This window comes from Bartonella sp. AA97HXZ (assembly GCF_042196985.1).
GTDB lineage: Bacteria > Pseudomonadota > Alphaproteobacteria > Rhizobiales > Rhizobiaceae > Bartonella.
Genome location: NZ_JBHIRC010000006.1, coordinates 39,271 through 61,299 on the forward strand (window position 1 = coordinate 39,271; position 22,029 = coordinate 61,299).

A 22,029-nucleotide genomic window follows, 5' to 3' on the forward strand; every position below is an offset into this window, starting at 1 on the left:
CGATTGAATTGAAAGAACAAGCTCGACGTGAACAACATAAACAAAACAGCAAAAGATTATACTGGTTTCATTACAACATGTTTTTTCTTACCAAAAGAAAGTTTAATGGTTCCTTCTGCACTGACATCCCCTTCAATAATAAGATGTGTTTCGTCCTCAATAATTTGATCATTTACACGGACACCTCCACCTTGAACGTGTCGGCGTGCCTCACTATTAGATCTAGCGAGTCCTGCTTGTACTAAAAGAGTGAGCAATCCAACACCTTTTTTTAATTCTGAGGCATTAATTTCAACAGTTGGAAGATTTTCTCCCAGAGTTTTTTCTTCAAACGTCTTGCGAGCCGTTTCTGCTGCTGCATCAGCAAAAACACGTCCATGCAACATTGCTGTAATTTCTGTTGCAAGAATTTTTTTTGCTTCGTTAATTTCAGTTCCTTGTAATAGAGAAAGTTTAAGAATCTCATCCATCGGCAATGGAGTATAGAGCTTTAGAAATCGTGTTACATCAGCATCTTCTGTATTGCGCCAGTATTGCCAAAATTGATAAGGTGAAAGTTTATCCGCATTTAGCCATACAGCCCCATTCAATGATTTACCCATTTTGGCACCGGAAGAGGTTGTCAGCAATGGTGATGTTAACGCATATAATTGCGGTGTTCCTAAACGATGTCCTAATTCGATTCCGTTAATAATGTTGCCCCACTGATCAGAGCCCCCCATTTGCATACGCAACCCATAACGTTTATAAAGTTCAACAAAGTCATAAGCTTGCAGAATCATATAATTAAACTCTAAGAATGACAAAGAGTGCTCACGCTCAAGTCTGAGTCTGACAGAATCAAATGACAACATACGGTTGACAGAAAAATGCTTTCCTACATCACGCAAAAATTCTAAGTAGTTTAAATTGCATAACCATTCAGCATTATTCACAATACAAGCATCGGTTTCTCGGTCACCGAATGTCAAATAGTTAGCAAATACCTTTTTAATACCATCAATATTTGCAGCAATATCATCTTGTGTCAGAAGGCGTCGCGCTTCGTCTTTGAAAGAAGGATCACCAATCAATCCGGTTCCTCCACCCATTAAAGCAATGGGGCGATGACCCGTTTTTTGTAACCAATAAAGCATCATAATCTGAAGAAGACTTCCAGCATGTAAACTCGATGCTGTTGGGTCAAATCCAGTATAAGCGCTTACAGTTTCTTTTGAAAAAAGATCATCTAAGCCTTTTTCATCTGAAATTTGGTGGATAAAACCACGTTCGCTCATAATGTGTAAAAAATCAGATTTAAAGGCAAACACAGATTTAATTTCCTAATTTAAGAGTGCATTTATTGTATATAATAGGCGATTATATAACGAATTATTAATGCGGTATCTATCATAACTGACGCACACCTCACAAGAGAAAGAGACATATTGGTAGTATAAAGATAATAATACAAGTATTATTATCTTTATACGCTAAAAAAGAGACTTCTTAGTAATAGAAAAAAGGTATTCTGTTATTCTCATTTCTATCCTGAAATAAAATTTAGAAAAGTTTTAAATGCAGACTAAAAAAATTACTTTGTTATGATCAGAGACGATTTTTGCTAATTTTTTTATAAATCTATCGTATTTTCCTAAGTTAGTGAAAGTATTTCAGGAGGAGGAGCGAGAAGTTCATTGGAGGTATGGTTATCCAAATAGTGGGCACATCGCTCAATAAGTTTTTCATGACATCCACTGAAAAAGTGATTAGCCTCTTCCAATATTTCTTGTGTGATGATGATACCTTTTTGTGTTTTTAATTTATCGACAAGTATTTGAACATCTTTTGGAGGGGAAACTTTATCGATACCGCCATGAATGATAAGTCCAGAAGAGGGACAAGGTGCAAGAAATGAAAAGTCATAAACATTAGGCTGAGGGGCAACTGAGATAAATCCCTCAATTTCTGGTCTGCGCATTAAAAGCTGCATACCAATCCATGCTCCAAATGAGTATCCTGCTACCCAACAATTTTTAGAGTCTGGATGTTGTGTTTGAACCCAATCGAGAGCAGCAGCAGCATCTGAAAGTTCTCCTATTCCATAATCAAATTCACCCTGACTACGACCAATACCACGAAAGTTAAAACGTAAAGTTGTAAAGCCACGTTGTTGGAACATATAAAAGAGGTCATAGATAATTTTATGATTCATAGTTCCACCAAATTGGGGATGAGGATGCAAAATGATCGCAATGGGTGCATTTTTTTGTTGTGAAGGTTGATAACGCCCTTCGAGCCGACCCGCGGGACCGTTAAAAATAATTTCTGGCATAAAATGCTCCTTAATGCAATAAAGGGCTCTCTTTGACCCTAGTCGACTTTTACCATAGAATCTCTTAAATAATTATTAGATATTCTTTTTTTAGTGCACTTTTCAAGAAAAATGCGCTATTTTTTCAATCAATTCATAAGATTAATGATTGCGATGTAAAATGGTTATAAAACGCCGATATTTTGATCATAACGCAACAACACCGCTCAAAAAAGTGGCACGGATGGCGTTACTGGAATCTTTAGAGATATTTGGTAATCCATCATCGGTTCATAAGGAAGGGCGTGCCGCTAAAACTTTGTTGCAAAAGGCCCGTCGGCAAATCGCTGAAAATCTTAAAACAGATCCAGATCACGTGGTATTTACCTCTGGTGCGAGTGAAGCTGCAATGACTTTGTTAACACCCTTTTACAATATGGGGAAAGCAAAAGTTAAATTTTCTCACCTTTACCTTGGAGCGACTGAACATCCCTCTGTTGCAGAGGGAGGACGTTTTTCTAAAGAGTTGATAAGCGTCATTGATGTTGATCAAGATGGGCTCATAGAACAAGATAAATTAACATCACTCTTAACGGTTCACGATAAAACAACAGGTTTACCTCTTGTTGCTATTCAAGCTGCAAATAGTGAAACGGGTGTTATTCAACCGTTAACAGAAATCGCCGCTATTGTTCGGGATTTAGGAGGCACTCTTATAGTTGATTTAACACAATATGTAGATAAAAATTTTGTGGATATTCATCAGCTAGGAGGAGACTTTTTTATACTGTCTGCACATAAAGTTGGCGGTCCTAAAGGAATCGGTGCTTTTGTTTCATGTGGTAATCTTCTCATGCCACACCCTCTTATTATTGGGGGAGGACAAGAAAAAGGTCTCCGTGGAGGAACAGAAGCATTGCCCCTTATTGCTGCTTTTGGGGCAGCAATGACTGATTGCTTCACACAGGAGGAAATAAAACAGTTAATATATTTACGCAATAAATTAGAAGCTGGACTGCAAAAAATAAGTAAAAATGTTGAGATTTTTGGCAAAAGAGTTCAACGTTTGCCAAATACAACTTACTTTACCGTGAAAAATATAAAAGCTGAAACGATGCAAATTGCTTTTGATTTAGAAGGGTTTTCTTTATCATCCGGCTCTGCCTGTTCTTCAGGAAAAGTAAAACAAAGCAAAGTGTTGGAGGCAATGGGGTATCATGTTCCAAATGGTGCCATTCGCATTTCGCTAGGACGTGGCACAACTTCTGAAGATATTGATGATTTTCTGTCGTTTTTTTCTCAAATTATAAGCAGGAAAAAAGGGGAAGATTTATCATCAGAAAGTTATAAAAATTAGAATTATTTTAAAAATAAAATAAGTTTGATTGAAATTTTTGCGCTTTACCTATAGCCTAGGAGATAACTTGCTTACTTTAATCTTGTAAAAAACAAGACTTTAGTTACCGGTTTTTGACGCCAAAAAATGGAGAAAATTGATGCCGGCAGTACAAGAAACGATACGCCAAGTACGTGAAATAGATGTTGACCAATATAAATATGGTTTTGAAACCAATATTGAAACCGATAAAGCTCCAAAAGGCTTAAATGAGGATATTATCAAATTTATTTCCGCTAAAAAAAATGAGCCTGAATGGATGCTAACATGGCGCTTAAAAGCTTACCGCCGTTGGCTGACGATGCAAGAGCCTCATTGGGCGCGTCTTGAATATCCTAAAATTGATTTTCAGGAGCTTTATTATTATGCTGCTCCCAAAAATCATACAGGACCAAAATCTTTGGATGAAGTGGATCCTGAGTTATTAGCAACGTACGAAAAACTTGGCATTCCCCTTAAAGAACAAGAGATTTTGGCAGGAGTAAGAAAACAGTCTGATCCCTCCACTTTTGATGACAGTATGTCTGTATCGGGGCAGGTGGCTGTTGATGCAGTCTTTGATTCTGTTTCTGTTGTAACAACATTCAAAAAAGAGCTGGCACGCGCCGGTGTGATTTTTTGTTCTATTTCAGAGGCGATTATTGAACATTCTGAGCTTATTAAAGAATATTTAGGAACAGTTGTACCTATAAGTGATAATTATTATGCGGCCTTAAATGCTGCTGTCTTTACAGATGGTTCATTTGTTTATATTCCCAAAGGGGTTCGTTGTCCTATGGAGCTTTCAACTTATTTTAGGATTAATGAACGCAACACTGGCCAATTTGAACGAACATTGATTATCGCCGCTGAAGATTCCTATGTTTCTTATCTTGAAGGGTGTACAGCACCCCAACGTGATGAAAACCAACTTCATGCTGCTGTTGTTGAGCTTATTGCCCTTGAAAATGCAGAGATTAAATATTCTACAGTACAAAACTGGTATCCTGGCGATAAAGATGGCAAGGGCGGTATTTATAATTTTGTGACGAAGCGTGGAGATTGTCGAGGTGATAGCTCTAAAATTTCATGGACACAAGTTGAAACCGGTTCTGCGATTACTTGGAAATATCCATCCTGCTTACTCCGTGGTAATAATGCGCGTGGAGAATTTTATTCTATCGCTGTTGCAAACGGTTATCAACAAATTGATTCTGGTACAAAAATGATTCATTTGGGAAAGAATACATCCAGTCGCATTATTTCCAAAGGTATTTCTGCAGGTTTTTCAAATAACACTTATCGGGGACAAGTCACAGCGCATCGAAAAGCACAAAATGCGCGTAACTTTACGCAATGTGATAGTTTGTTAATCGGAAATGATTGTGGTGCGCATACAGTTCCTTATATTGAAGCAAAAAATGCAACAGCTCAGTTTGAACATGAAGCCACAACATCAAAAATTTCTGATGACCAACTTTTTTATGTTATGCAAAGAGGAATTCCCGAAGAAGAAGCTATCGCATTAATTGTAAATGGTTTTGTAAAAGAGGTCATTCAAAAACTTCCCATGGAATTTGCTGTCGAAGCACAAAAGCTTATTAGTATTAGCCTTGAAGGTAGTGTTGGATAATTTTATTTAATTAGATAAATAGAAGACTTTATGTAAAAAGGCTGTAACGGTAGCACATAATGCTAAAAATGACCTCTATGGTAATTACAAAAGTAGATGGATGCTAAGGTAAAATAATACGCATTGATATCTGAAAAACAGCCAAAACAGGATTAAATTATGTTAGAGATCAAAAATTTGCACGCCCGTATTGCTGAAACCGATACAGAAATTATTCGTGGTTTAAACTTGACAGTTCAAGATGGAGAAGTTGCCGCTATCATGGGACAAAATGGAGCCGGAAAATCAACTTTATCTTATTTGCTTGCTGGTCGTGATGATTATGAAATAACAGAAGGAGCTATTCTCTATAATGGACAATCACTTTTAGAAATGGATCCAGCAGAACGTGCTGCATATGGTGTTTTTCTTGCATTTCAATATCCAATGGAAATACCAGGGGTAGCAACAATGGAATTTTTAAAAGTTGCGATGAATTCTCAACGCAAAGCGCGAGGTGACGAAGAACTTAAAATTCCTGAATTTATAAAATGTGTTAAAGAAGTTTCAGCCAAACTTGAAATAGATATGGATATGCTAAAGCGTCCATTAAATGTAGGTTTTTCAGGTGGAGAAAAAAAACGCGCTGAAATTTTACAAATGGCACTTCTTGAACCTACACTTTGCATTTTAGATGAAACGGATTCTGGTTTAGATATTGATGCACTAAAAATTGTTGCAGATGGTGTTAATAAACTTCGGGATTCAAAACGTTCATTTTTGGTGATTACCCATTATCAACGGCTGCTTAATTATATTATTCCTGATACGGTACATGTTCTTTATAAAGGACAAATTATCAAAAGCGGTGATAAATCCTTAGCGCTTTATTTAGAGCAAAATGGGTATGCTGATCTTATTAGGGAAGCGGTTTGAGGTTATTAAATATGAATGCACAGCAAAACTTGTTAGCGGTTGAAGAAAATATACTCAGTAATTTCAATCAGTATGTAAACCACTTACCTGGTGATAAAGCTGTACAGGAAATCCGCAAGAAAACTATTGAGCAGTTTCAAATGACACGGCTTCCTTCCCGTAAAATCGAAAGTTGGCATTATACCAATCTGCGTACCTTACTGAAGTCTATTAGCAATTTTTCAAAAGTTCAAGACAATCAATTGGTTGATGCATTGCTTTCAGAAAGTGCTGTTTTCTCCATAAACAATGGAAAAACATCGATAGAGTCAAAGGTAGACAACATTGCAGTAAAACGCCTTTCAGACGCATTAGAAGATAATTCTGTACAGATAAATCAAAACATTTCTGATGAAGATTTTATTGGACAGTTAAATACAGCTTTTGTTACAGATGGTTGGCTTTTTCACATCCCTGAAAATACAAAGTTAAATATCCCCATTGAATTACAAAATATACAAATGGGGGGACAATCTCATATTTTTTCGGATATAAAAGTTGATAAAAATAGTCAAGTTATGTTTATTGAACATCAGGTTGGCAATGATAAAGATACCTTTGTCAGTTCAATATTTTCATTAAATGTTGCTGCTGATAGTGATGTTACGTGGATTCTCATTCGCAATCGTGATTTTAATTCTACACAATTTGGTCGATTTTGTGCTGTTCTTGATCAAAGAGCGAAGTTATCACTTTATGTCATTAATATAGGGAGTCAATTAAATCGCCAAGAAATCGATATTGAATTACAGGGAGAAGAATCTGATTTTCAATTACGCGTCATAAATTTATTATCAGGACAAACACATAGTGATCTTACAATGACTGTTCGTCATGTGGAAGAAAAATCAACATCAACCGAAATTATACGCAATGTGGTTACAGATAAGGCTGTTGGTGTTTTCCAAGGAATAATACGTGTTTCTCAAAAAGCGCAAAAAACAGATGCACGCATGGCTTGTAATAGCCTTATTCTTTCAGATGATGCAGAATTTAATGCAAAGCCTGAACTGGAGATTTTTGCTGATGATGTTGCATGTGGTCATGGTGCAACAGTTGCTAATATTAATCATGATTATCTTTTTTATCTTATGACACGTGGTATCCCTTTTAAAACGGCTCGTGCGCTTTTGATTAAAGGATTTATCTCTGAGCTCATTGATGACATCAAGCAAGATAATATTCAAATCGTTTTGGAGAATATCATTAGTAAATGGCTTGAAAAAAATGTTTAAGGTAGAAAAAATGGAAAATAACGTACAAACATTTACTTATAATGTCGAAGAAATTCGGCGTGATTTTCCTATTTTGCACCATCAAGTTTATGGAAAGCGATTAGCATATCTTGATAGTAGTGCTTCTGCCCAAAAACCAATGTCAGTACTCAATGCAATGAATAATTATTATCACTATAGTTATGCTAATGTGCATAGGGGAATGTATTTTTTAGCCAATATAGCAACACAATCATATGAAAATTCTCGTGAAACCGTTCGTGTTTTTCTAAATGCTCAAAAAGCTGAAGAAATTGTTTTTACGAAAAATGCAACAGAAGCTATTAATACTGTTGCTTATGGTTGGGCGATGCCACAACTCAAAGAAGGTGATGAGATTGTTCTAACGATCATGGAACATCATTCAAATATTATTCCTTGGCATTTTCTCCGTGAACAAAAAGGTGTTAAACTTATTTTTGTTCCTGTCGATGAAAATGGTGTTCTGCACATTGAAGATTTCCAAAAGGCTTTAAGCGAAAAAACGCGGCTTGTTGCTATAACGCATATGTCCAATATATTAGGAACTGTGCCTCCTGTTAAAGAGATTATTAAGCTAGCACATCAAAATTCTATTCCGGTTCTTGTTGATGGTTCTCAAGGAGCAGTACATTTAACCGTTGATGTGCAAGATCTCGATTGTGATTGGTATGTCTTTACAGGTCATAAGCTTTATGGACCCACTGGTATTGGTGTTTTGTATGGTAAAGAAGATAGATTAGAAGAAATGCGTCCTTTTCAAGGGGGAGGGGAAATGATCGAGGAGGTAACAACCGATAAGGTTTTTTATAATGCTCCTCCTTACCGTTTTGAAGCAGGCACTCCTCCTATCGTTGAAGCTATTGGATTAACTGCGGCTATTGATTATATACAAGAGAAAGGTCGGAGTAAGATTCATGCCCATGAGAGATCCCTTTTAGCTTATGCGCAGGAAAAACTTAAAATGGTTGAGTCATTGCGTATTTATGGTCATTCTCCCAATAAAGGAGCTATTATATCATTTACAATTGAAGGGATTCACGCCCATGATATCGCTATGTTTATTGATAGAAAAGGGGTTGCGATACGTGCGGGAACTCATTGTGCACAGCCTTTATTACAGCGCTTTGGTCTAACATCTATTTGCCGCGCATCGTTAGCCATGTATAACACTCAAGAGGATATAGATCAATTAGTAGAAGCATTGCAAGAAACAAGGACATTTTTTAATGGCTGAATCAATTGAAGAGCGTCATTCTACAGAATCCGTTGAAACTGTAAGCGAAAATAAAAAATCTTACATATCAGCAATTCCAGCAGACGAAATTGATCGTATGACAAATGATATTATTGCTGCTCTCAAAACAGTTTATGACCCAGAGATTCCTGCTGATATTTATGAGCTAGGACTGATTTATCGTATTGATATTGAAGATGATCGTTCAGTAAAAATTGAAATGACTCTTACAGCACCGGGATGTCCTGTTGCGGGTGAAATGCCAGGGTGGGTAGAAAATGCAGTCAGTGCAGTTGAAGGGGTTTCGTATGTTGAAGTCACTATGACTTTTGATCCACCATGGACACCTGATTGTATGTCAGAAGAAGCTCAAATTGCTGTCGGATGGTACTAAAAGTATTGTTAAGAGACTCTAATTTAGCCATTCATGAATAAGCTGTTTACTTTTCACAAGCATTTGAATTTAAGGACGATCACATGAGTTATAATAAACAAAAACTAGAACTCACTTGGATTGGAAAAGAAAAACGCCCAAAACTAGAGCCTCGTATCTTATTAGAAGATCTTGAAAAATCTTATCACGCTTCGCATCGAATATCATCCCAGGATATTTTTGATAATAAACTTATTTTTGGTGACAATTTGCTCGCACTCAAAGCGCTTGAACAAGAATATATGGGGAAGGTAAAATGTATCTATATCGATCCGCCTTATAATACAGGCAATGCCTTTGAACATTATGAAGATGGTTTAGAGCATTCCATATGGCTCAGCCTTATGAGAGACAGGCTAGAATTGTTACATCATTTACTGGCGGATGATGGAAGTATCTGGATATCAATTGATGATGATGAACAAGCCTATCTTAAAGTGATGATGGATGAAATTTTTGGTCGCCAAAATTTCATCAACAATATTATTTGGCAAAAGAAATATGCTCCACAAAATGATACAAAATGGCTTTCTGATAATCATGATTTTATAATGGTTTATGCTAAAGATAAAACGATTTGGCGCCCTCAATTGCTTCCTCGTTCAAGCGATATGGATGCGCGCTATAAAAATCCTGATAATGATCCTCGCGGTCCTTGGAAATCAGATAATCTTTCAGTTAAGACTATGAATTTAAAAGATGTTTATGAAATTGTTACGCCTTCTGGGCGCAGTGTGATGCCTCCTGCTGGAACGAGTTGGCGCGTTAGTAAACAAAAATTTGCTAAGCTATTAGAAGATAATCGTGTTTGGTTTGGTCCAACAGGAAGTAATGTTCCTTCTATGAAACGTTTTTTATCAGAGGTAAAAAATGGTATGGTTTCAATGACCATTTGGCCTTATCAGGAAGTTGGCCATAATCAAGATGCAAAAAAAGAAGCCAAAGTCTTCAATTCTGATAGTGTCTTTACAACTCCTAAACCGGAACGTTTAATGGAACGCATTATTCAACTTGCCACTAATCCCGGTGATCTTGTACTGGATTCTTTTGCTGGTTCTGGCACAACCGGTGCTGTTGCCCATAAAATGGGAAGGAAGTGGATTATGATTGAACTTGGTGAGCATTGTCACACCCACATTATCCCTCGTTTAAAACAAGTCATTGATGGAACTGATCAAGGGGGAATTTCCAAAAGTGTCAATTGGCAAGGTGGCGGTGGATTCCGTTATTATCGCCTTGCACCTTCCCTGTTGCAAAAAGATCCATGGGGACAATGGATTATTAGTCGCGAATATAATGCTGCCATGCTATCAGAAGCCATGTGCAAACATATGGGATTTACCTACGCACCTGATGAAAATCATTATTGGATGCAAGGGTATTCAACCGAAACAGATTATATTTATGTCACAACGAGCGCCATGACCCATGAACAACTCTGTATAATGAGTGAAGAGGTAGGCTCTCATCGCACGTTGCTGATTTGTGGTACAGCCTTTGATACAAAATCAGCATCCTTTGAAAATCTGACACTCACTAAAATCCCCCGTGCAATATTAGAAAAATGCGAATGGGGAAGGGACGATTACAGTTTAAATGTAGCCAATCTTGAACCAGTGATTGTGGTAAAAGAAAACAGCAAAAATAAAGATATTGCGCAAGCAGAATTAGATCTATTTGAATAATATATAAAAAGCGGAGTTTTTCATGAACACTGTTGAAAAAAGGATTTCTGCTCGCTTATCGTTGCGTGATCCTCAACGTGAATCTTTAAATATTTTGGTAAAAATCTTAGAAAATATAGAGCTTTCTAAAAATGCTGATTTGGTTGCAGAGTTAGAAGTGATAAAAAATCTTTATCCTTCTGTACAAGATTTTGAACGAAACTTTCCCTCTTTTTGTTTTGCCTTAGCAACGGGTGTTGGGAAAACGCGACTTATGGGGGCTTTTATCAGCTATCTTTATTTAACAGGTCGTAGTCGCCATTTTTTTGTTTTAGCGCCAAATTTGACTATTTATGAAAAGTTAAAACAGGATTTTAGTCCCCAAAGTCCGAAGTATGTTTTCAGTGGAATGAGTGAATTTATTGCCAATAGACCCGTTATTATTACAGGTGAAGATTATGAAAGTGGTAAAGGTATTCGCGTTGATGAACACCATATTCAAGGACAAAAGCGTTTGTTTGAGAATAGAGATACGGCCTTTATCAATATTTTTAATATTTCTAAAATTAATACAACGGATAATAAAAAAGGCGCACTAAAATCTAGTATTCCGCGAATTAAACGCTTACAAGAAACGATTGGTGAAAGTTATTTTGATTATCTCGCAAATCTTCCTGATTTAGTTTTGTTAATGGATGAAGCACATCGTTATCGAGCTTCTGCTGGTGCGGCAGCAATTAATGAGTTAAAACCTGTTTTAGGAATAGAGCTTACAGCGACACCAAAAACAATAGGTGCAAAACCCGTAGATTTTAAAAATGTTGTCTATAGTTATTCACTTGCAGAGGCTATGAGAGATGGTTTTGTAAAAGAGCCTGCTGTTGCTACACGTAAAGATTTTCAACCTCAAAATTATACATCTGAACAATTAGAACATATCAAATTACAAGATGCAATTCATGCCCATGAAAACGTGAAAGCAGATTTAATTGTCTATGCAAAAGATTATAACAAAAAGTTCGTTAAGCCTTTTATTTTAGTTGTCGCTCAAGATACAAATCATGCACAGAAATTGCGTGATTTATTGGAATCAGATGATTTTTTTGCAGGAGCTTATAAGGGAAAAGTTATAGAGATTCATACAAAACAGTCGAATATAGAAGAAGATCAAAATATTCAAAAGCTGATTGCAATTGAAGATTCTCATGACCCAACAGAAATTGTTATTCACGTTAATAAATTAAAGGAGGGGTGGGATGTTACGAATCTCTATACTATTGTACCGTTGCGTGCATCGGCTTCAGAAATTTTAACAGAGCAAACAATTGGGCGTGGATTGCGTTTGCCTTATGGGTATAGAACAGGCGTGGAAGCTATTGATCGTTTAACAATTATTGCGCATGATCGTTTTCAAGATATTATTGATCGTGCAAACGATCCAAACTCAATTATAAAAAAGCATATTGAGATTGGAACAGGAGGGAATATCCCCTTTGAAAAGACCGATATAGTGACAGTTCCAAGTCAAGTAGAAGCTTTATTGATGCAAACGATGGTAATACGTAATTCCGATATAAATGGAGCATCTTCTGATTTACAAGGTATCATATTACGTCATACAGATTCCCCTACATTAACACCTGAAGAGCAAGATATTGCAGCGATCGCGTGGGATCTTATCAAAGAGAATGATAAATTGCCAAGTTCTCAAATGCTTTGTTCTGCACAGATACAAGAAAAAATTGCTAATAAAGTTATGAATATTAAGCCTTCATCACAAAAGTCTCTTGTATCAAAAGTGGTGACAATTCTGACAAAACAATTAACAGAACTGATCATAGATATTCCAAATATTATACTCATTCCTTCGCGTGATGTTACTTATGGTTTTTATGATTTTGATTTGGAAAATTTAGAAAACTTAAATTTTCAACCTGTTAGTAAAGAACTTTTAATTCGAGAATTGCGTACCCATAAAAGCATTTTTCTCACATCTAAGAATGAATATGTCAAAGAGCCTTATCTTGAAAACTACATCATTCGTGGTTTGATTGATAATGACTTTGTCGATTATGATAACCATACGCTCTTATTACGAAAATTAGCTAGTCAGATAGTAGAACATTTCCGATCTTATTTACCCAATGATACAGCTGTTGAGAACGTATTAATTCACTATCAGCACAAGCTTACTAGTTTTATTGTTGCGCAATTAAGAGAACATCAATGGGAAACGCAAAAAGATTATGCGGTTAAAGTTACACGAGGTTTTACAACTTTACAACCTATCCATTATGTGTTGCCGCAAGGGACGTCTCCTCTTGACTTTCGTAATATTCCTGCCATTAAAAGCGATATTAAAAAACTTGTATTCAGCGGCTTTAGAAAATGCTGTTATCCTTTACAAAAGTTTGATTCAGTAGAAGGGGAATTACGATTTGCTCAAATATTAGAGGATGATGCACAAGTCTTGAAATGGATGAAACCCGCTCGAGGTTTTTTCAAGATAGAATATGATAAAGGATCAATCTATGAACCAGACTTTGTTGTAGAAACGAAGGATGCCAAATATCTTTGTGAGCCTAAAAAAGCCTCTGAAATGCAAAATCCTATTGTTTTAAAAAAGAGAGAAGCTGCAGTTCAATGGTGTTGTCATGCAACGCGCTATGCGGCGACTTATGGCGATAAAAAATGGTATTATGTTCTTATTCCCCATGATGCTATTAAAGCAAATAGTAGTTTTGAAGGTTTGTGTGCAGAGTTTACCATTTCAGAATCTATACTTGAGAGCTCATAACTTTTTGCTTCAAAAATAAAACACATAAGTTTTTTTAATTGACGGATGTGAGATTCAATCAAATGTTTGAATAATTATTTTTAACTTTTTTCTAACGACGTTAAAATAAAAGGAAAAATGTATAGCAAAGTTATACAAGATTATGCTTTTGTATGGGGATTTGTAGCACATTTACACTTTTTTATAAAAGTACAATCTTATTTTTGTTATGTGAAAAGATCTTTGAGTTATAGTCATAAATTAAAAAAAATATTTTAATTTTATTGAGTAATTTGATAAATGTTCTTTTTTTAAAAAACTTAAACAGTTTATTGTTCTTTCATTTAAAACGCCTGAATATAATGAAATACCCAGAGGATAAAAGGGGGAGTTTTTCATATGACTTTAAATTTAACAAACACTGTTTTTAATTTTTTAAAGAAAAACCCGACAAAAAAGTTTACAGCTCGAGAAATTGCTCAATGGATATTTGAAAATTACCCAGAAAAATGCCGTCAAAAACAAAAGAATTCAACGGCAATAATCACTCCCCTTAATAGTGATGCAGCTCTTATTCAGCAAATTGTTGCTGAAATAGGGGCAAAACGCCCTCAGTTACAAAAGCGTTATTCAGAAATTAAAACCACTGAAGGACGACCGCGACAATATTATTTTACTGAACAAACAGATAGTGCTGAAATTGATACAATAGAGGACAATGCAAAGAGTAGAACAGAAGATGGCTCTGTTAAAGAGCATGATCTTTATCCATTATTATCTAAATTTTTATGGTCAGAGCTTGCAGTTTATAGCAAGCGCATTAATGAGAAATGTTCTCGTAATAAACATGGTGCAGGCGGAAATAAATGGCTTTATCCAGATCTCGTAGGGATGCAAGATTTAAGCAAGGAATGGAATCGTGAAATCAAAGACTGTGTTTTGCAATATTTTGATAAAAAGACAAAGCTTTGGTCTTTTGAAGTAAAAATTCTCATCAATCGTTCAAATTTACGAAAAGCATTTTTTCAAACAGTTAGTAATTCTTCATGGGCTAATTTGAGTTATTTAGTTGCTAGTGAAATTGAAGGAGTTGATACATTAAAAGAGCTTCGGATGCTTTCAAGTTTGCATGGAATTGGATTTATAAGACTTAATAAGGAAAACTCTTCCGAGAGTGAAATCTTAATTCCTGCCAAAGAACGTAGTGATATTGATTGGGATACTGCTAATAGATTAGTGGAGGAAAACAAAGATTTTCTTGATTATATTAAGCTCATTCGTCAATTTTATCAAACTGGTGAGATGCGTCCACTAGATTGGGATCGTATGTATCTATGAGGAGTATTTTTAAAAAGACTCTATTATTTAAAAGCCTTTTTTCAGAGTGATGAAAAATTACTCTAATTATTTTGTTTGACTTATTATATTGATATTGTATCAATTAAAATTTTTCTCACGTACCTCATGAGTAGGGTTGAGTAGGGGAAGAGTAAAAATTCTGTTTTAGACCTGTTATATTTTGTGCATTGAGCGTGATTCCATTAGATACTAGACTTAATGATTATAATTTATTATAAATTTTTTATTATAGAGAGTGAAATTCGACTTTTTTGCTTTTTTACATCAAGCATGGAAAATATTACTTCCTCATATTGAAGTCTTCTTACGGAGAATTTACACTACTATTTCTTTAATTTCCATTGCTGTTCGTTTTGATGATTATTAAGCTTTTTGTTATCCGAACTAAACATTCAAAAAAACATTAATTTTATAAAATATTCACACAGTTTACTCAATTTCTTGAAATAGATTTAAAAAATAAATTTCTCTCACACCTTATGGTAAAGGGAGTGTGTACTGTCGCAGTCTGCCACAATACACTCTTTATTTTTCAATAATACCGCACGCTAAACGTGCACCACCTCCGCCAAGCGGTAATGGTTTATCTGATTGATTATCAGCCCCTAAATGAATGACTAAAGAGCGCCCTTTAATTTCAGAGATTTTTTTTAATCGTGGAGCAAGAACGCTCATTATGGCATATCCCTGCTTATCAACATAAAGTGCTGGTAAATCACCAAGATGACCATTGACATTATAAGGTCCTAAATGTTTTCCGGTATGTTCCGGATCATAATGTCCACCTGCGCTTCCACCAATTATACCATCTTTTGTATCACATGAAGGATTTACATGTACATGAAAACCATGTATCCCTTCTGATAAAGTAGATAAATTAGGGATGAAAATCAAACCGTGTATGTTTTCTTCAATTTTAATGCTACCAATAGCCTTTTTGGAATTGTTATCTTCTAATTTATAAATATTTACTTGTTTTGATAGTGCTAATGCAGAATTTTTATGAATTAAAAATGCCATAAAAAACAATAATGATAATAATATTTTTTTCATGAAATACCTTTATCTTATACTTTAATATATTATATCTATAAATAACAATCTATATTAATGATATATTATATAAATGTCTTAAATTTAAATTTAAGAAAAATAATTTACATAGAAATATTCTGTTATTAGAAAGAGCAAATAAATTAAAGTGTGTTTATATATATTTCTGAACATAACTTTTATTTCTTGATCTATAAAAAATACAGCTTTTATGGATGGATAATTATATCTCGCTTACATTTCTTCAAGAGATGCTTTTAAAAAAGCTACTTTTTGAGGTATAATAAGAAATTAAATAAGGAATTTTAGTAAGTTAGATGTTATTTCATTTATAATATGATAATCGTTTCATCAAAAAAAGAACATATAATTTGTTGATGATTTAATTTTTTTTCATAGAAAAAATGACGAGAAATTTCTATTCATTATGAAATTTATAAGAGAAAAAATTATTATGATTCATATAAATTTCCCAATAAAATACAGCATATACCGACACTCCCTCCCATTCCTGATCCTATCAGTGCTCCTATTATTATTCCGGCAGAAAGTGCTACTCCTATACCCATTGCGATAACTGGACCAAATCCTGGAAGAGCAATATAACCATAAGCTGCAAGAGTTGCCGCGATAGCTCCTGATATGCTACCATTTAAACCGCCAATGAAAGCAAATTCTTTAATAGAATGGTAGCACTTTTTTAATTTTTTTTTCTTACAGCTGTGAAAAGAAACGTTGCTGTAAGTTTTTAAATCAATCATATTCTTTTCTTTCATTTTGAATGCTAACTGTTCCTGAATAGTCAACGGATACGAAAAAAAGGGACTTTTTAAATTTTACTAAAGCACGCCAGATACCATTGTCATCTAAGCGCAATCGTTTAATATTCCCAAAACCATTTTGCATAAGACAATTTTTAACTTGTGAAGCAGTAAATGAGTTCTGACCTATTTTAGTGACCTTTTGAGTAGAGCTATAGGTAAAGGTTTGACAATAAGGAAGGTGAAAAACTTCACTTATTGAAGTCGTGACTATCAACGAGACACATGCAATCATTATAAAAAAAGTACTTAATTTCAAAAAATTATTTAGTGTCATCTTGTTACCATTTGTTGAAACAACACTTCATTAACCTCTGTGTTACTAACAGGTTCCAAAGATGATTTTATTTTTAATATTATACTTAACAATAAAAATTTTTAAAAATATATTGATTAAATAAAACTATTTTTTTATTATTTATTTTCTTATTAAAATTAATTTTATAAAATAACTTTTTCAAAACGGTATTATTTTTCATTTTATTTATATTTCTAAATTTAACAGCTATGATTTAGAAGATATCTTTATAATTTAATTTGTAGTATATAATTCAGTTTTCTCTTATTTCATATCAACATACTAAATATATATAATAATTTTTAATAAAAAATAATTTACAGTTATATTAATTACACATGTTATTATTATAAATAAATCAAATAAATATAATTAATTATTTTAATATAATTTGTTACTTCTTATAAAGAACAAAAATATTTTTTATATCAGTAATAGATATGATTGCAAAATGCAATTTATTATTTTACGTTATTATCCATTATTGCTTAGTAGAGCTGTTTTGATGATTTTGTTGGAAATATTTGCATAATTTCCTTAAATCCATAACCGGGATACATTCCTTCGCGCATAAATAAATTACGTAATGGTGGGAAACTATGCAACAAACCAAGCCCAATGCTTCGTATGATATGAACAGGCAACATATGAGAAAGTAGAGCAGAGTTCAGCGCATGAACAGCTCCACTTCGGATTAATATATCTGGTTTGCGGCATTTGTTATAATGTGCAACAATCATTTCAGAGTTAGAATTGGATATTTTATTGGGTAAAATATCAATTAAAGTTTGGACATCACGGAATCCTAAATTCAATCCCTGTGCCCCAATAGGGGGAAAAACATGAGCGGCTTCACCCACTAAAATTGTTCGATTAGCAGCAAAATGATGAGAAAGAAGTCCGAAAAGCGGCCATGCTTGAATTGATGTTTCTAAGCTTAGCTTTCCAAGCATTGATTGCATTTGGTTTTCGATCATTTTTGCAATTGTTTTTGGTTCTATATTTAATAATTCCTCAGCGCGGGAAGGATGAACAACCCATACAAGACTAGATCTTCGTCCTGGTAGTGGAATCTGTGTAAATGGACCGTGTTCTGTATGAAATTCAGTTGATGTATTTTGATGAGAAAACTCATGAGAAAAGTTGAGAACAAGTGCTTTTTGTGGATAATTCCACTGTTTGACACTTATCCCTGCTGCGGCACGTGTAAGAGAGTGACGTCCATCAGCTGCAACAACAAGTGGTGCTTGAATAATTCTATGATCAGCAAGAGTAATGCATACATGTTTTTTTGTGTGATGAACAGATTTGGCTGCAGAAACAAATCTTGTAATATTGGGTGTATGTGTAACAGCGTCGACTAAAGCACTGTTCAATTTTACATTAGGTATATTATAGCCAAAAGCTTTTTCGCCAATTTCAGTAGAAGAAAAATGCACCGTAGGAGCATGCACAATTCTAGAAGTTATATCTATAATTCTCATGGACGATAAAGCAGCTGCATGTTTTTGAAGATTATCCCAAATATTGAGTTTTTGAAGCGTGCGTATCGCGGGCATCATAAGAGCCGTTGTCCGTAACTCATCTGTATGAGCAGGGGGCCCAACAAGAAAAACAGAAAGCCCCTTCTGTGCAAGACTCAGCGCGGCTAACATTCCGACAGGACCTACACCAATAACAGCAATATCTTTATACTCTTCCTTTTCAAATATCACAACGATTTGAACCTTTATTCATTGAGAAAATATTTTAACATTTCCAAATGATCTCTCTCTTTTTATTATATGAAGCTCTTCTATTATTATAGTATGTAATAAATAATGCGATATAAAAAAGTAACCTTTTTATGATTTTTTTAAATGCTGAGTTATATCATCGTTAAAAAATGGCGTATTGATAGATGGTTGAAGACTTTAAAAACGAGGATAAGAAAACCTTGAAACGTAAATTAACAAAGAAAATCAAAACAAATGCTAAATTATTACGCCATAAAAAAGTAACAATGCCACAAGCAAAGGCCTTTTCCGTTCATTTACTAACAGCTTCGGGATCATTTTTAGCGTTTCTTTCTCTTATATCAGCCTCTCAAAAAGAATGGACAGCTATGTTCTGTTGGCTTGGGCTTGCTCTTCTCGTTGATGGTATAGATGGACCAATTGCACGCAAACTTGATGTTAAATACGTTCTTCCAACATGGTCTGGAGAGCTGTTAGATAATATTATTGATTACGTGACTTATGTCTTAATTCCTGCCTTTGCACTCTATCAAAGTGGTTTCATGGGGGTAGGGTTATCATTTTCATTGAGTGCAATTATTGTTATTTCATCTGCTATTTATTATGCAGATACTAGTATGAAAACTAAAGAAAACTTTTTTAAAGGATTTCCTGTTGTTTGGAATATGATGATTTTTACGCTTTTTGTCGTCAGACCAGGAGAGTGGATTACTTTTATTATTATTGTTCTATCGGCGATTATATCTTTTTTGCCAATTTATTTTATTCATCCAGTAAGAGTCCTTCGTTTACGTAGAATTAATTTTCCCATTTTTCTCTTATGGTGTTTTTTTGGTGTTTCTGCCTTCTTTTATCAACTAGAGGCTCCCTATTGGGTTAAAATAGGAATTTCGGTAACAGGAATTTATATATATTGTATTGGCGCAATCATGCAAATATTTCCTAAACTTGGGGCAAAAAGTATAAAAAAACAATGAAATAATTGTTTTAAGAAGGGTGTGAGATGCAAATTAATTTTGGAGCAGATGATGATATTTCTTTTACGAAAGAAGGGCGTGCTGGTATTATAAAGCTCACACGTCCTTCAGCATTAAACGCTCTTAATCAACGAATGGTTTCAGCTTTAAAAAAAGCTCTCAGAACATGGGAAACAGATGATAATGTTTCTTGTGTCTTAATTGAAGGGGAAGGGCGTGCTTTTTGTGCTGGTGGAGATGTTGTAGAAATCTATCATATGGGGAAAAGTGCTGCTGCTTGTCAATACTTTAGAAATGAATATAGTTTAAATGCTTATATCAAACATTTTTCAAAGCCCTATATTTCTTTCTTAAACGGTATTTGGATGGGAGGAGGGGTAGGTATTTCTCTCTATGGCTCGCATCGAATTGTTACAGAAAATACAGTTTTTGCTATGCCAGAAGGTGCGATTGGATTTTTCCCAGATGTAGGTGCAAGTTTTTTCTTACCATCTCTTCCCAATCATTTTGGTATCTATCTTGCATTAACTGGTGCACGTATAAAGTGGGGAGATTGCTTAAATTTAGGACTAGCAACACACGCCGTTGCTGAAACTGAATTCGATATGATTAGAAAAGCTGTTATTGAGCAAGGAGATCCTACTTTAGCTTTAAACGAGCGAGCAATTACAAAAGATTATGAAACAAGTCATGAAATACGTTGTATTATTAACACTTGTTTTAGTGCCCATACCTTAGAAGAATGTCTCGAGTTGCTACATAAAAAAAGCAATGAAGATGTTTTATTTGCTAAAGAATGTTATGATATTTTGCAGTCACGTTCTCCGACAAGTTTAAAAGTTATCTGGAAACAAATGAAACAAAGTTCATCTCAAACGTTGGAAGATTGTATGAAAATTGAAAACCGCATAGCGTATCATATGATTCATTCACATGATTTTTATGAAGGTATACGTGCTATGTTAATCGATAAGGATAAAAGACCTCAATGGCAACCAGATAAACTTTCAAATGTGACAGATGAAATGGTAGATTCTTACTTCCAACCTGTTGAACAAGAGTTATTATTGTGAAAAATAATTCTCACAAACAGATTTCAAAAATCAATTTAATCTATAACTGTTACTTACGGTTTTTGGCATTTATTTGCTTAGTTCTAGGTATTTGTTATTGGATACGCCTTGTTGGGGTTTTTCCAGGTATTCTATGGCGTTTTGATCTTATGCCTTGGCAGTGGCAATTTGCATCAGCTATATTGGCTATTCTCTATCCTATTGCCTTAGTTGGACTTTGGATGTATTCACTATGGGGTATCATTGTGTGGTGTATTGCAGCGTTGATTGAAGCAATAACAATATATTATTCCGATTTTATTTATCAGCCATTTGTACCATTATTTCATGGAATATTGTTTTTAGCTTTTATAGTACTACAAATTGTAATTATTTTTTTTAAAAGAGTAAAAAATAAAAAAACATTGTAATTGAAATTTTCGAGCCAGAATAACAGGCTCGATTTTCGATCTTAGTTAACTTAAGTAGCTCATTTTAAAGCTTCGTTCCTCAAAACGCTGATGCTAGCTATACTTTTCCATAAAGTTCCATAATATATATTATGCGATAATATGATGCAGAAGATAAATCCTTTATCCAAAAAGAAAACCCTCCTTTAAAACATCATCATATTTATATCATACAATTTACTTTTAAAATAAAATTTGGTCTTTAAAGTACATTCCTTAAAGACCAAAAATAGTGATAGTGATAATGAAATTACGTATAATAAAACTAAGAAAAATTATTGTGCTATTTGACAACGTTTCGTACGTGCAAGATCACTCAAAACAGCATTACGGTTATTTAAAGCTGAAATTTCATTACTTTCACTGAATTTAGGATCTATAAAAAACAAAGCAGGAAGAAATACAAGACTTGTTGCTGCTAAAGCCGCATTTTTATTTCTTGCTTTATAACGCTCTCTAATTGTAGCATCGATTTGGCGCTTATTAGCAAAAATTTCCCGTTGAATATCAGAACAACTCATTGTTCCATCATGTAATGTGGTAACTGGAATATTTTTTTCTAAACGCCCCCCACATGCTGTCAAAAAAAACGCTAAAACGACAATACATACACCCCATTTAAAATTTTCTTTATACATAAAAACC

19 protein-coding genes are annotated in these 22,029 nt (G+C 34.4%); 12 read left to right on the forward strand and 7 right to left on the reverse strand.

Features of this window, described 5'->3' with window-relative positions; genetic code table 11:
- Positions 1-56: 56 nt before the first annotated feature.
- Together tyrS and ACFINE_RS04785 are read right to left on the reverse strand one after the other, a co-directional pair.
- Positions 57-1,310 carry a tyrosine--tRNA ligase gene (gene tyrS / locus ACFINE_RS04780; RefSeq protein ID WP_375621240.1) on the reverse strand — a complete coding sequence of 418 codons (1,254 nt, stop codon included), beginning with the start codon at positions 1,308-1,310 and terminating at the stop codon, positions 57-59.
- 323 nt (positions 1,311-1,633) lie between these two features.
- On the reverse strand, positions 1,634-2,314 hold the full coding sequence (locus ACFINE_RS04785) for an alpha/beta hydrolase (RefSeq protein ID WP_375621241.1): 681 nt from the start codon (positions 2,312-2,314) through the stop codon (positions 1,634-1,636).
- Positions 2,315-2,474: 160 nt separating this feature from the next.
- Between ACFINE_RS04785 and ACFINE_RS04790 the strand changes: the two genes are divergently transcribed.
- The 9 genes from ACFINE_RS04790 to ACFINE_RS04830 all read left to right on the forward strand — a co-directional run bounded on the left by ACFINE_RS04790 (position 2,475) and on the right by ACFINE_RS04830 (position 14,956).
- Positions 2,475-3,650: a cysteine desulfurase family protein gene (locus tag ACFINE_RS04790; protein ID WP_375621242.1), complete on the forward strand. Its 1,176-nt coding sequence runs from the start codon at positions 2,475-2,477 to the stop codon at positions 3,648-3,650.
- A 139-nt stretch (positions 3,651-3,789) separates the two neighbouring features.
- Complete coding sequence (sufB, locus tag ACFINE_RS04795; RefSeq protein WP_375613439.1) at positions 3,790-5,301, forward strand: Fe-S cluster assembly protein SufB; 1,512 nt, start codon at positions 3,790-3,792, stop codon at positions 5,299-5,301.
- Positions 5,302-5,460: 159 nt separating this feature from the next.
- Complete coding sequence (gene sufC, locus ACFINE_RS04800; protein ID WP_375621243.1) at positions 5,461-6,216, forward strand: Fe-S cluster assembly ATPase SufC; 756 nt, start codon at positions 5,461-5,463, stop codon at positions 6,214-6,216.
- An 11-nt stretch (positions 6,217-6,227) separates the two neighbouring features.
- Entirely contained in the window at positions 6,228-7,490 is a 1,263-nt protein-coding gene (gene sufD, locus ACFINE_RS04805) for a Fe-S cluster assembly protein SufD (protein WP_375621244.1), read from the forward strand.
- 10 nt (positions 7,491-7,500) lie between these two features.
- On the forward strand, positions 7,501-8,745 hold the full coding sequence (locus ACFINE_RS04810) for a cysteine desulfurase (protein WP_375621245.1): 1,245 nt from the start codon (positions 7,501-7,503) through the stop codon (positions 8,743-8,745).
- The gene (locus tag ACFINE_RS04815) at positions 8,738-9,139 is read left to right on the forward strand and encodes an SUF system Fe-S cluster assembly protein (protein WP_273787976.1); all 402 of its coding nucleotides are present in this window, start codon (positions 8,738-8,740) and stop codon (positions 9,137-9,139) included. The genes ACFINE_RS04810 and ACFINE_RS04815 overlap by 8 nt, the downstream gene beginning before the upstream one ends.
- An 83-nt stretch (positions 9,140-9,222) precedes the next feature.
- A complete protein-coding gene (locus tag ACFINE_RS04820) occupies positions 9,223-10,863 on the forward strand; it encodes a site-specific DNA-methyltransferase (protein ID WP_375621246.1) in 1,641 nt (546 codons plus the stop codon).
- 22 nt (positions 10,864-10,885) lie between these two features.
- Positions 10,886-13,639: a DEAD/DEAH box helicase gene (locus tag ACFINE_RS04825; RefSeq protein WP_375621247.1), complete on the forward strand. Its 2,754-nt coding sequence runs from the start codon at positions 10,886-10,888 to the stop codon at positions 13,637-13,639.
- 378 nt (positions 13,640-14,017) lie between these two features.
- On the forward strand, positions 14,018-14,956 hold the full coding sequence (locus ACFINE_RS04830; protein WP_375611904.1) for a COG2958 family protein: 939 nt from the start codon (positions 14,018-14,020) through the stop codon (positions 14,954-14,956).
- 546 nt (positions 14,957-15,502) lie between these two features.
- Here ACFINE_RS04830 and sodC read toward each other — a convergent pair.
- The 4 genes from sodC to ACFINE_RS04850 form a co-directional block, all read right to left on the reverse strand.
- Positions 15,503-16,030, reverse strand: a complete 528-nt coding sequence (gene sodC / locus ACFINE_RS04835) for a superoxide dismutase [Cu-Zn] SodC (RefSeq protein ID WP_375621248.1) — start codon at positions 16,028-16,030, stop codon at positions 15,503-15,505.
- 452 nt (positions 16,031-16,482) lie between these two features.
- On the reverse strand, positions 16,483-16,791 hold the full coding sequence (locus ACFINE_RS04840; RefSeq protein ID WP_375621249.1) for a hypothetical protein: 309 nt from the start codon (positions 16,789-16,791) through the stop codon (positions 16,483-16,485).
- A complete protein-coding gene (locus tag ACFINE_RS04845; protein WP_375621250.1) occupies positions 16,784-17,128 on the reverse strand; it encodes a hypothetical protein in 345 nt (114 codons plus the stop codon). Before ACFINE_RS04845 ends, ACFINE_RS04840 begins: the two co-directional genes overlap by 8 nt.
- A 509-nt stretch (positions 17,129-17,637) precedes the next feature.
- Positions 17,638-18,864 (reverse strand): UbiH/UbiF family hydroxylase, encoded by a 1,227-nt coding sequence (locus ACFINE_RS04850; RefSeq protein ID WP_375621251.1) that lies wholly within the window; start codon positions 18,862-18,864, stop codon positions 17,638-17,640.
- A gap of 185 nt (positions 18,865-19,049) precedes the next feature.
- Between ACFINE_RS04850 and pcsA the strand changes: the two genes are divergently transcribed.
- The 3 genes from pcsA to ACFINE_RS04865 are packed head-to-tail and all read left to right on the forward strand — an operon-like array spanning position 19,050 to position 21,345.
- The gene (gene pcsA, locus ACFINE_RS04855; protein WP_375621252.1) at positions 19,050-19,862 is read left to right on the forward strand and encodes a phosphatidylcholine synthase; all 813 of its coding nucleotides are present in this window, start codon (positions 19,050-19,052) and stop codon (positions 19,860-19,862) included.
- Between the two features lie 26 nt (positions 19,863-19,888).
- Positions 19,889-20,935: an enoyl-CoA hydratase/isomerase family protein gene (locus ACFINE_RS04860; RefSeq protein WP_375621253.1), complete on the forward strand. Its 1,047-nt coding sequence runs from the start codon at positions 19,889-19,891 to the stop codon at positions 20,933-20,935.
- Positions 20,932-21,345, forward strand: coding sequence for a DUF6163 family protein (locus ACFINE_RS04865; RefSeq protein WP_375613429.1), 414 nt, complete (start codon positions 20,932-20,934; stop codon positions 21,343-21,345). Before ACFINE_RS04860 ends, ACFINE_RS04865 begins: the two co-directional genes overlap by 4 nt.
- 314 nt (positions 21,346-21,659) lie before the next feature.
- On the opposite strand, the gene ACFINE_RS04870 is transcribed toward ACFINE_RS04865, so the two are convergent.
- Positions 21,660-22,022, reverse strand: a complete 363-nt coding sequence (locus tag ACFINE_RS04870) for a hypothetical protein (RefSeq protein ID WP_375621254.1) — start codon at positions 22,020-22,022, stop codon at positions 21,660-21,662.
- Between the last annotated feature and the right edge of the window lie 7 nt (positions 22,023-22,029).

Bases quoted from the DNA above. Each gene is read 5' to 3' on its own strand.
- ACFINE_RS04785 (WP_375621241.1), bottom strand. From the start codon at position 2,314: ATGCCAGAAATTATTTTTAACGGTCCCGCGGGTCGGCTCGAAGGGCGT.
- ACFINE_RS04790 (WP_375621242.1), top strand. From the start codon at position 2,475: ATGGTTATAAAACGCCGATATTTTGATCATAACGCAACAACACCGCTC.
- sufB (WP_375613439.1), top strand. From the start codon at position 3,790: ATGCCGGCAGTACAAGAAACGATACGCCAAGTACGTGAAATAGATGTT.
- sufC (WP_375621243.1), top strand. From the start codon at position 5,461: ATGTTAGAGATCAAAAATTTGCACGCCCGTATTGCTGAAACCGATACA.
- sufD (WP_375621244.1), top strand. From the start codon at position 6,228: ATGAATGCACAGCAAAACTTGTTAGCGGTTGAAGAAAATATACTCAGT.
- ACFINE_RS04810 (WP_375621245.1), top strand. From the start codon at position 7,501: ATGGAAAATAACGTACAAACATTTACTTATAATGTCGAAGAAATTCGG.
- ACFINE_RS04815 (WP_273787976.1), top strand. From the start codon at position 8,738: ATGGCTGAATCAATTGAAGAGCGTCATTCTACAGAATCCGTTGAAACT.
- ACFINE_RS04820 (WP_375621246.1), top strand. From the start codon at position 9,223: ATGAGTTATAATAAACAAAAACTAGAACTCACTTGGATTGGAAAAGAA.
- ACFINE_RS04825 (WP_375621247.1), top strand. From the start codon at position 10,886: ATGAACACTGTTGAAAAAAGGATTTCTGCTCGCTTATCGTTGCGTGAT.
- ACFINE_RS04830 (WP_375611904.1), top strand. From the start codon at position 14,018: ATGACTTTAAATTTAACAAACACTGTTTTTAATTTTTTAAAGAAAAAC.
- sodC (WP_375621248.1), bottom strand. From the start codon at position 16,030: ATGAAAAAAATATTATTATCATTATTGTTTTTTATGGCATTTTTAATT.
- ACFINE_RS04840 (WP_375621249.1), bottom strand. From the start codon at position 16,791: ATGATTGATTTAAAAACTTACAGCAACGTTTCTTTTCACAGCTGTAAG.
- ACFINE_RS04845 (WP_375621250.1), bottom strand. From the start codon at position 17,128: ATGACACTAAATAATTTTTTGAAATTAAGTACTTTTTTTATAATGATT.
- pcsA (WP_375621252.1), top strand. From the start codon at position 19,050: ATGGTTGAAGACTTTAAAAACGAGGATAAGAAAACCTTGAAACGTAAA.
- ACFINE_RS04860 (WP_375621253.1), top strand. From the start codon at position 19,889: ATGCAAATTAATTTTGGAGCAGATGATGATATTTCTTTTACGAAAGAA.
- ACFINE_RS04870 (WP_375621254.1), bottom strand. From the start codon at position 22,022: ATGTATAAAGAAAATTTTAAATGGGGTGTATGTATTGTCGTTTTAGCG.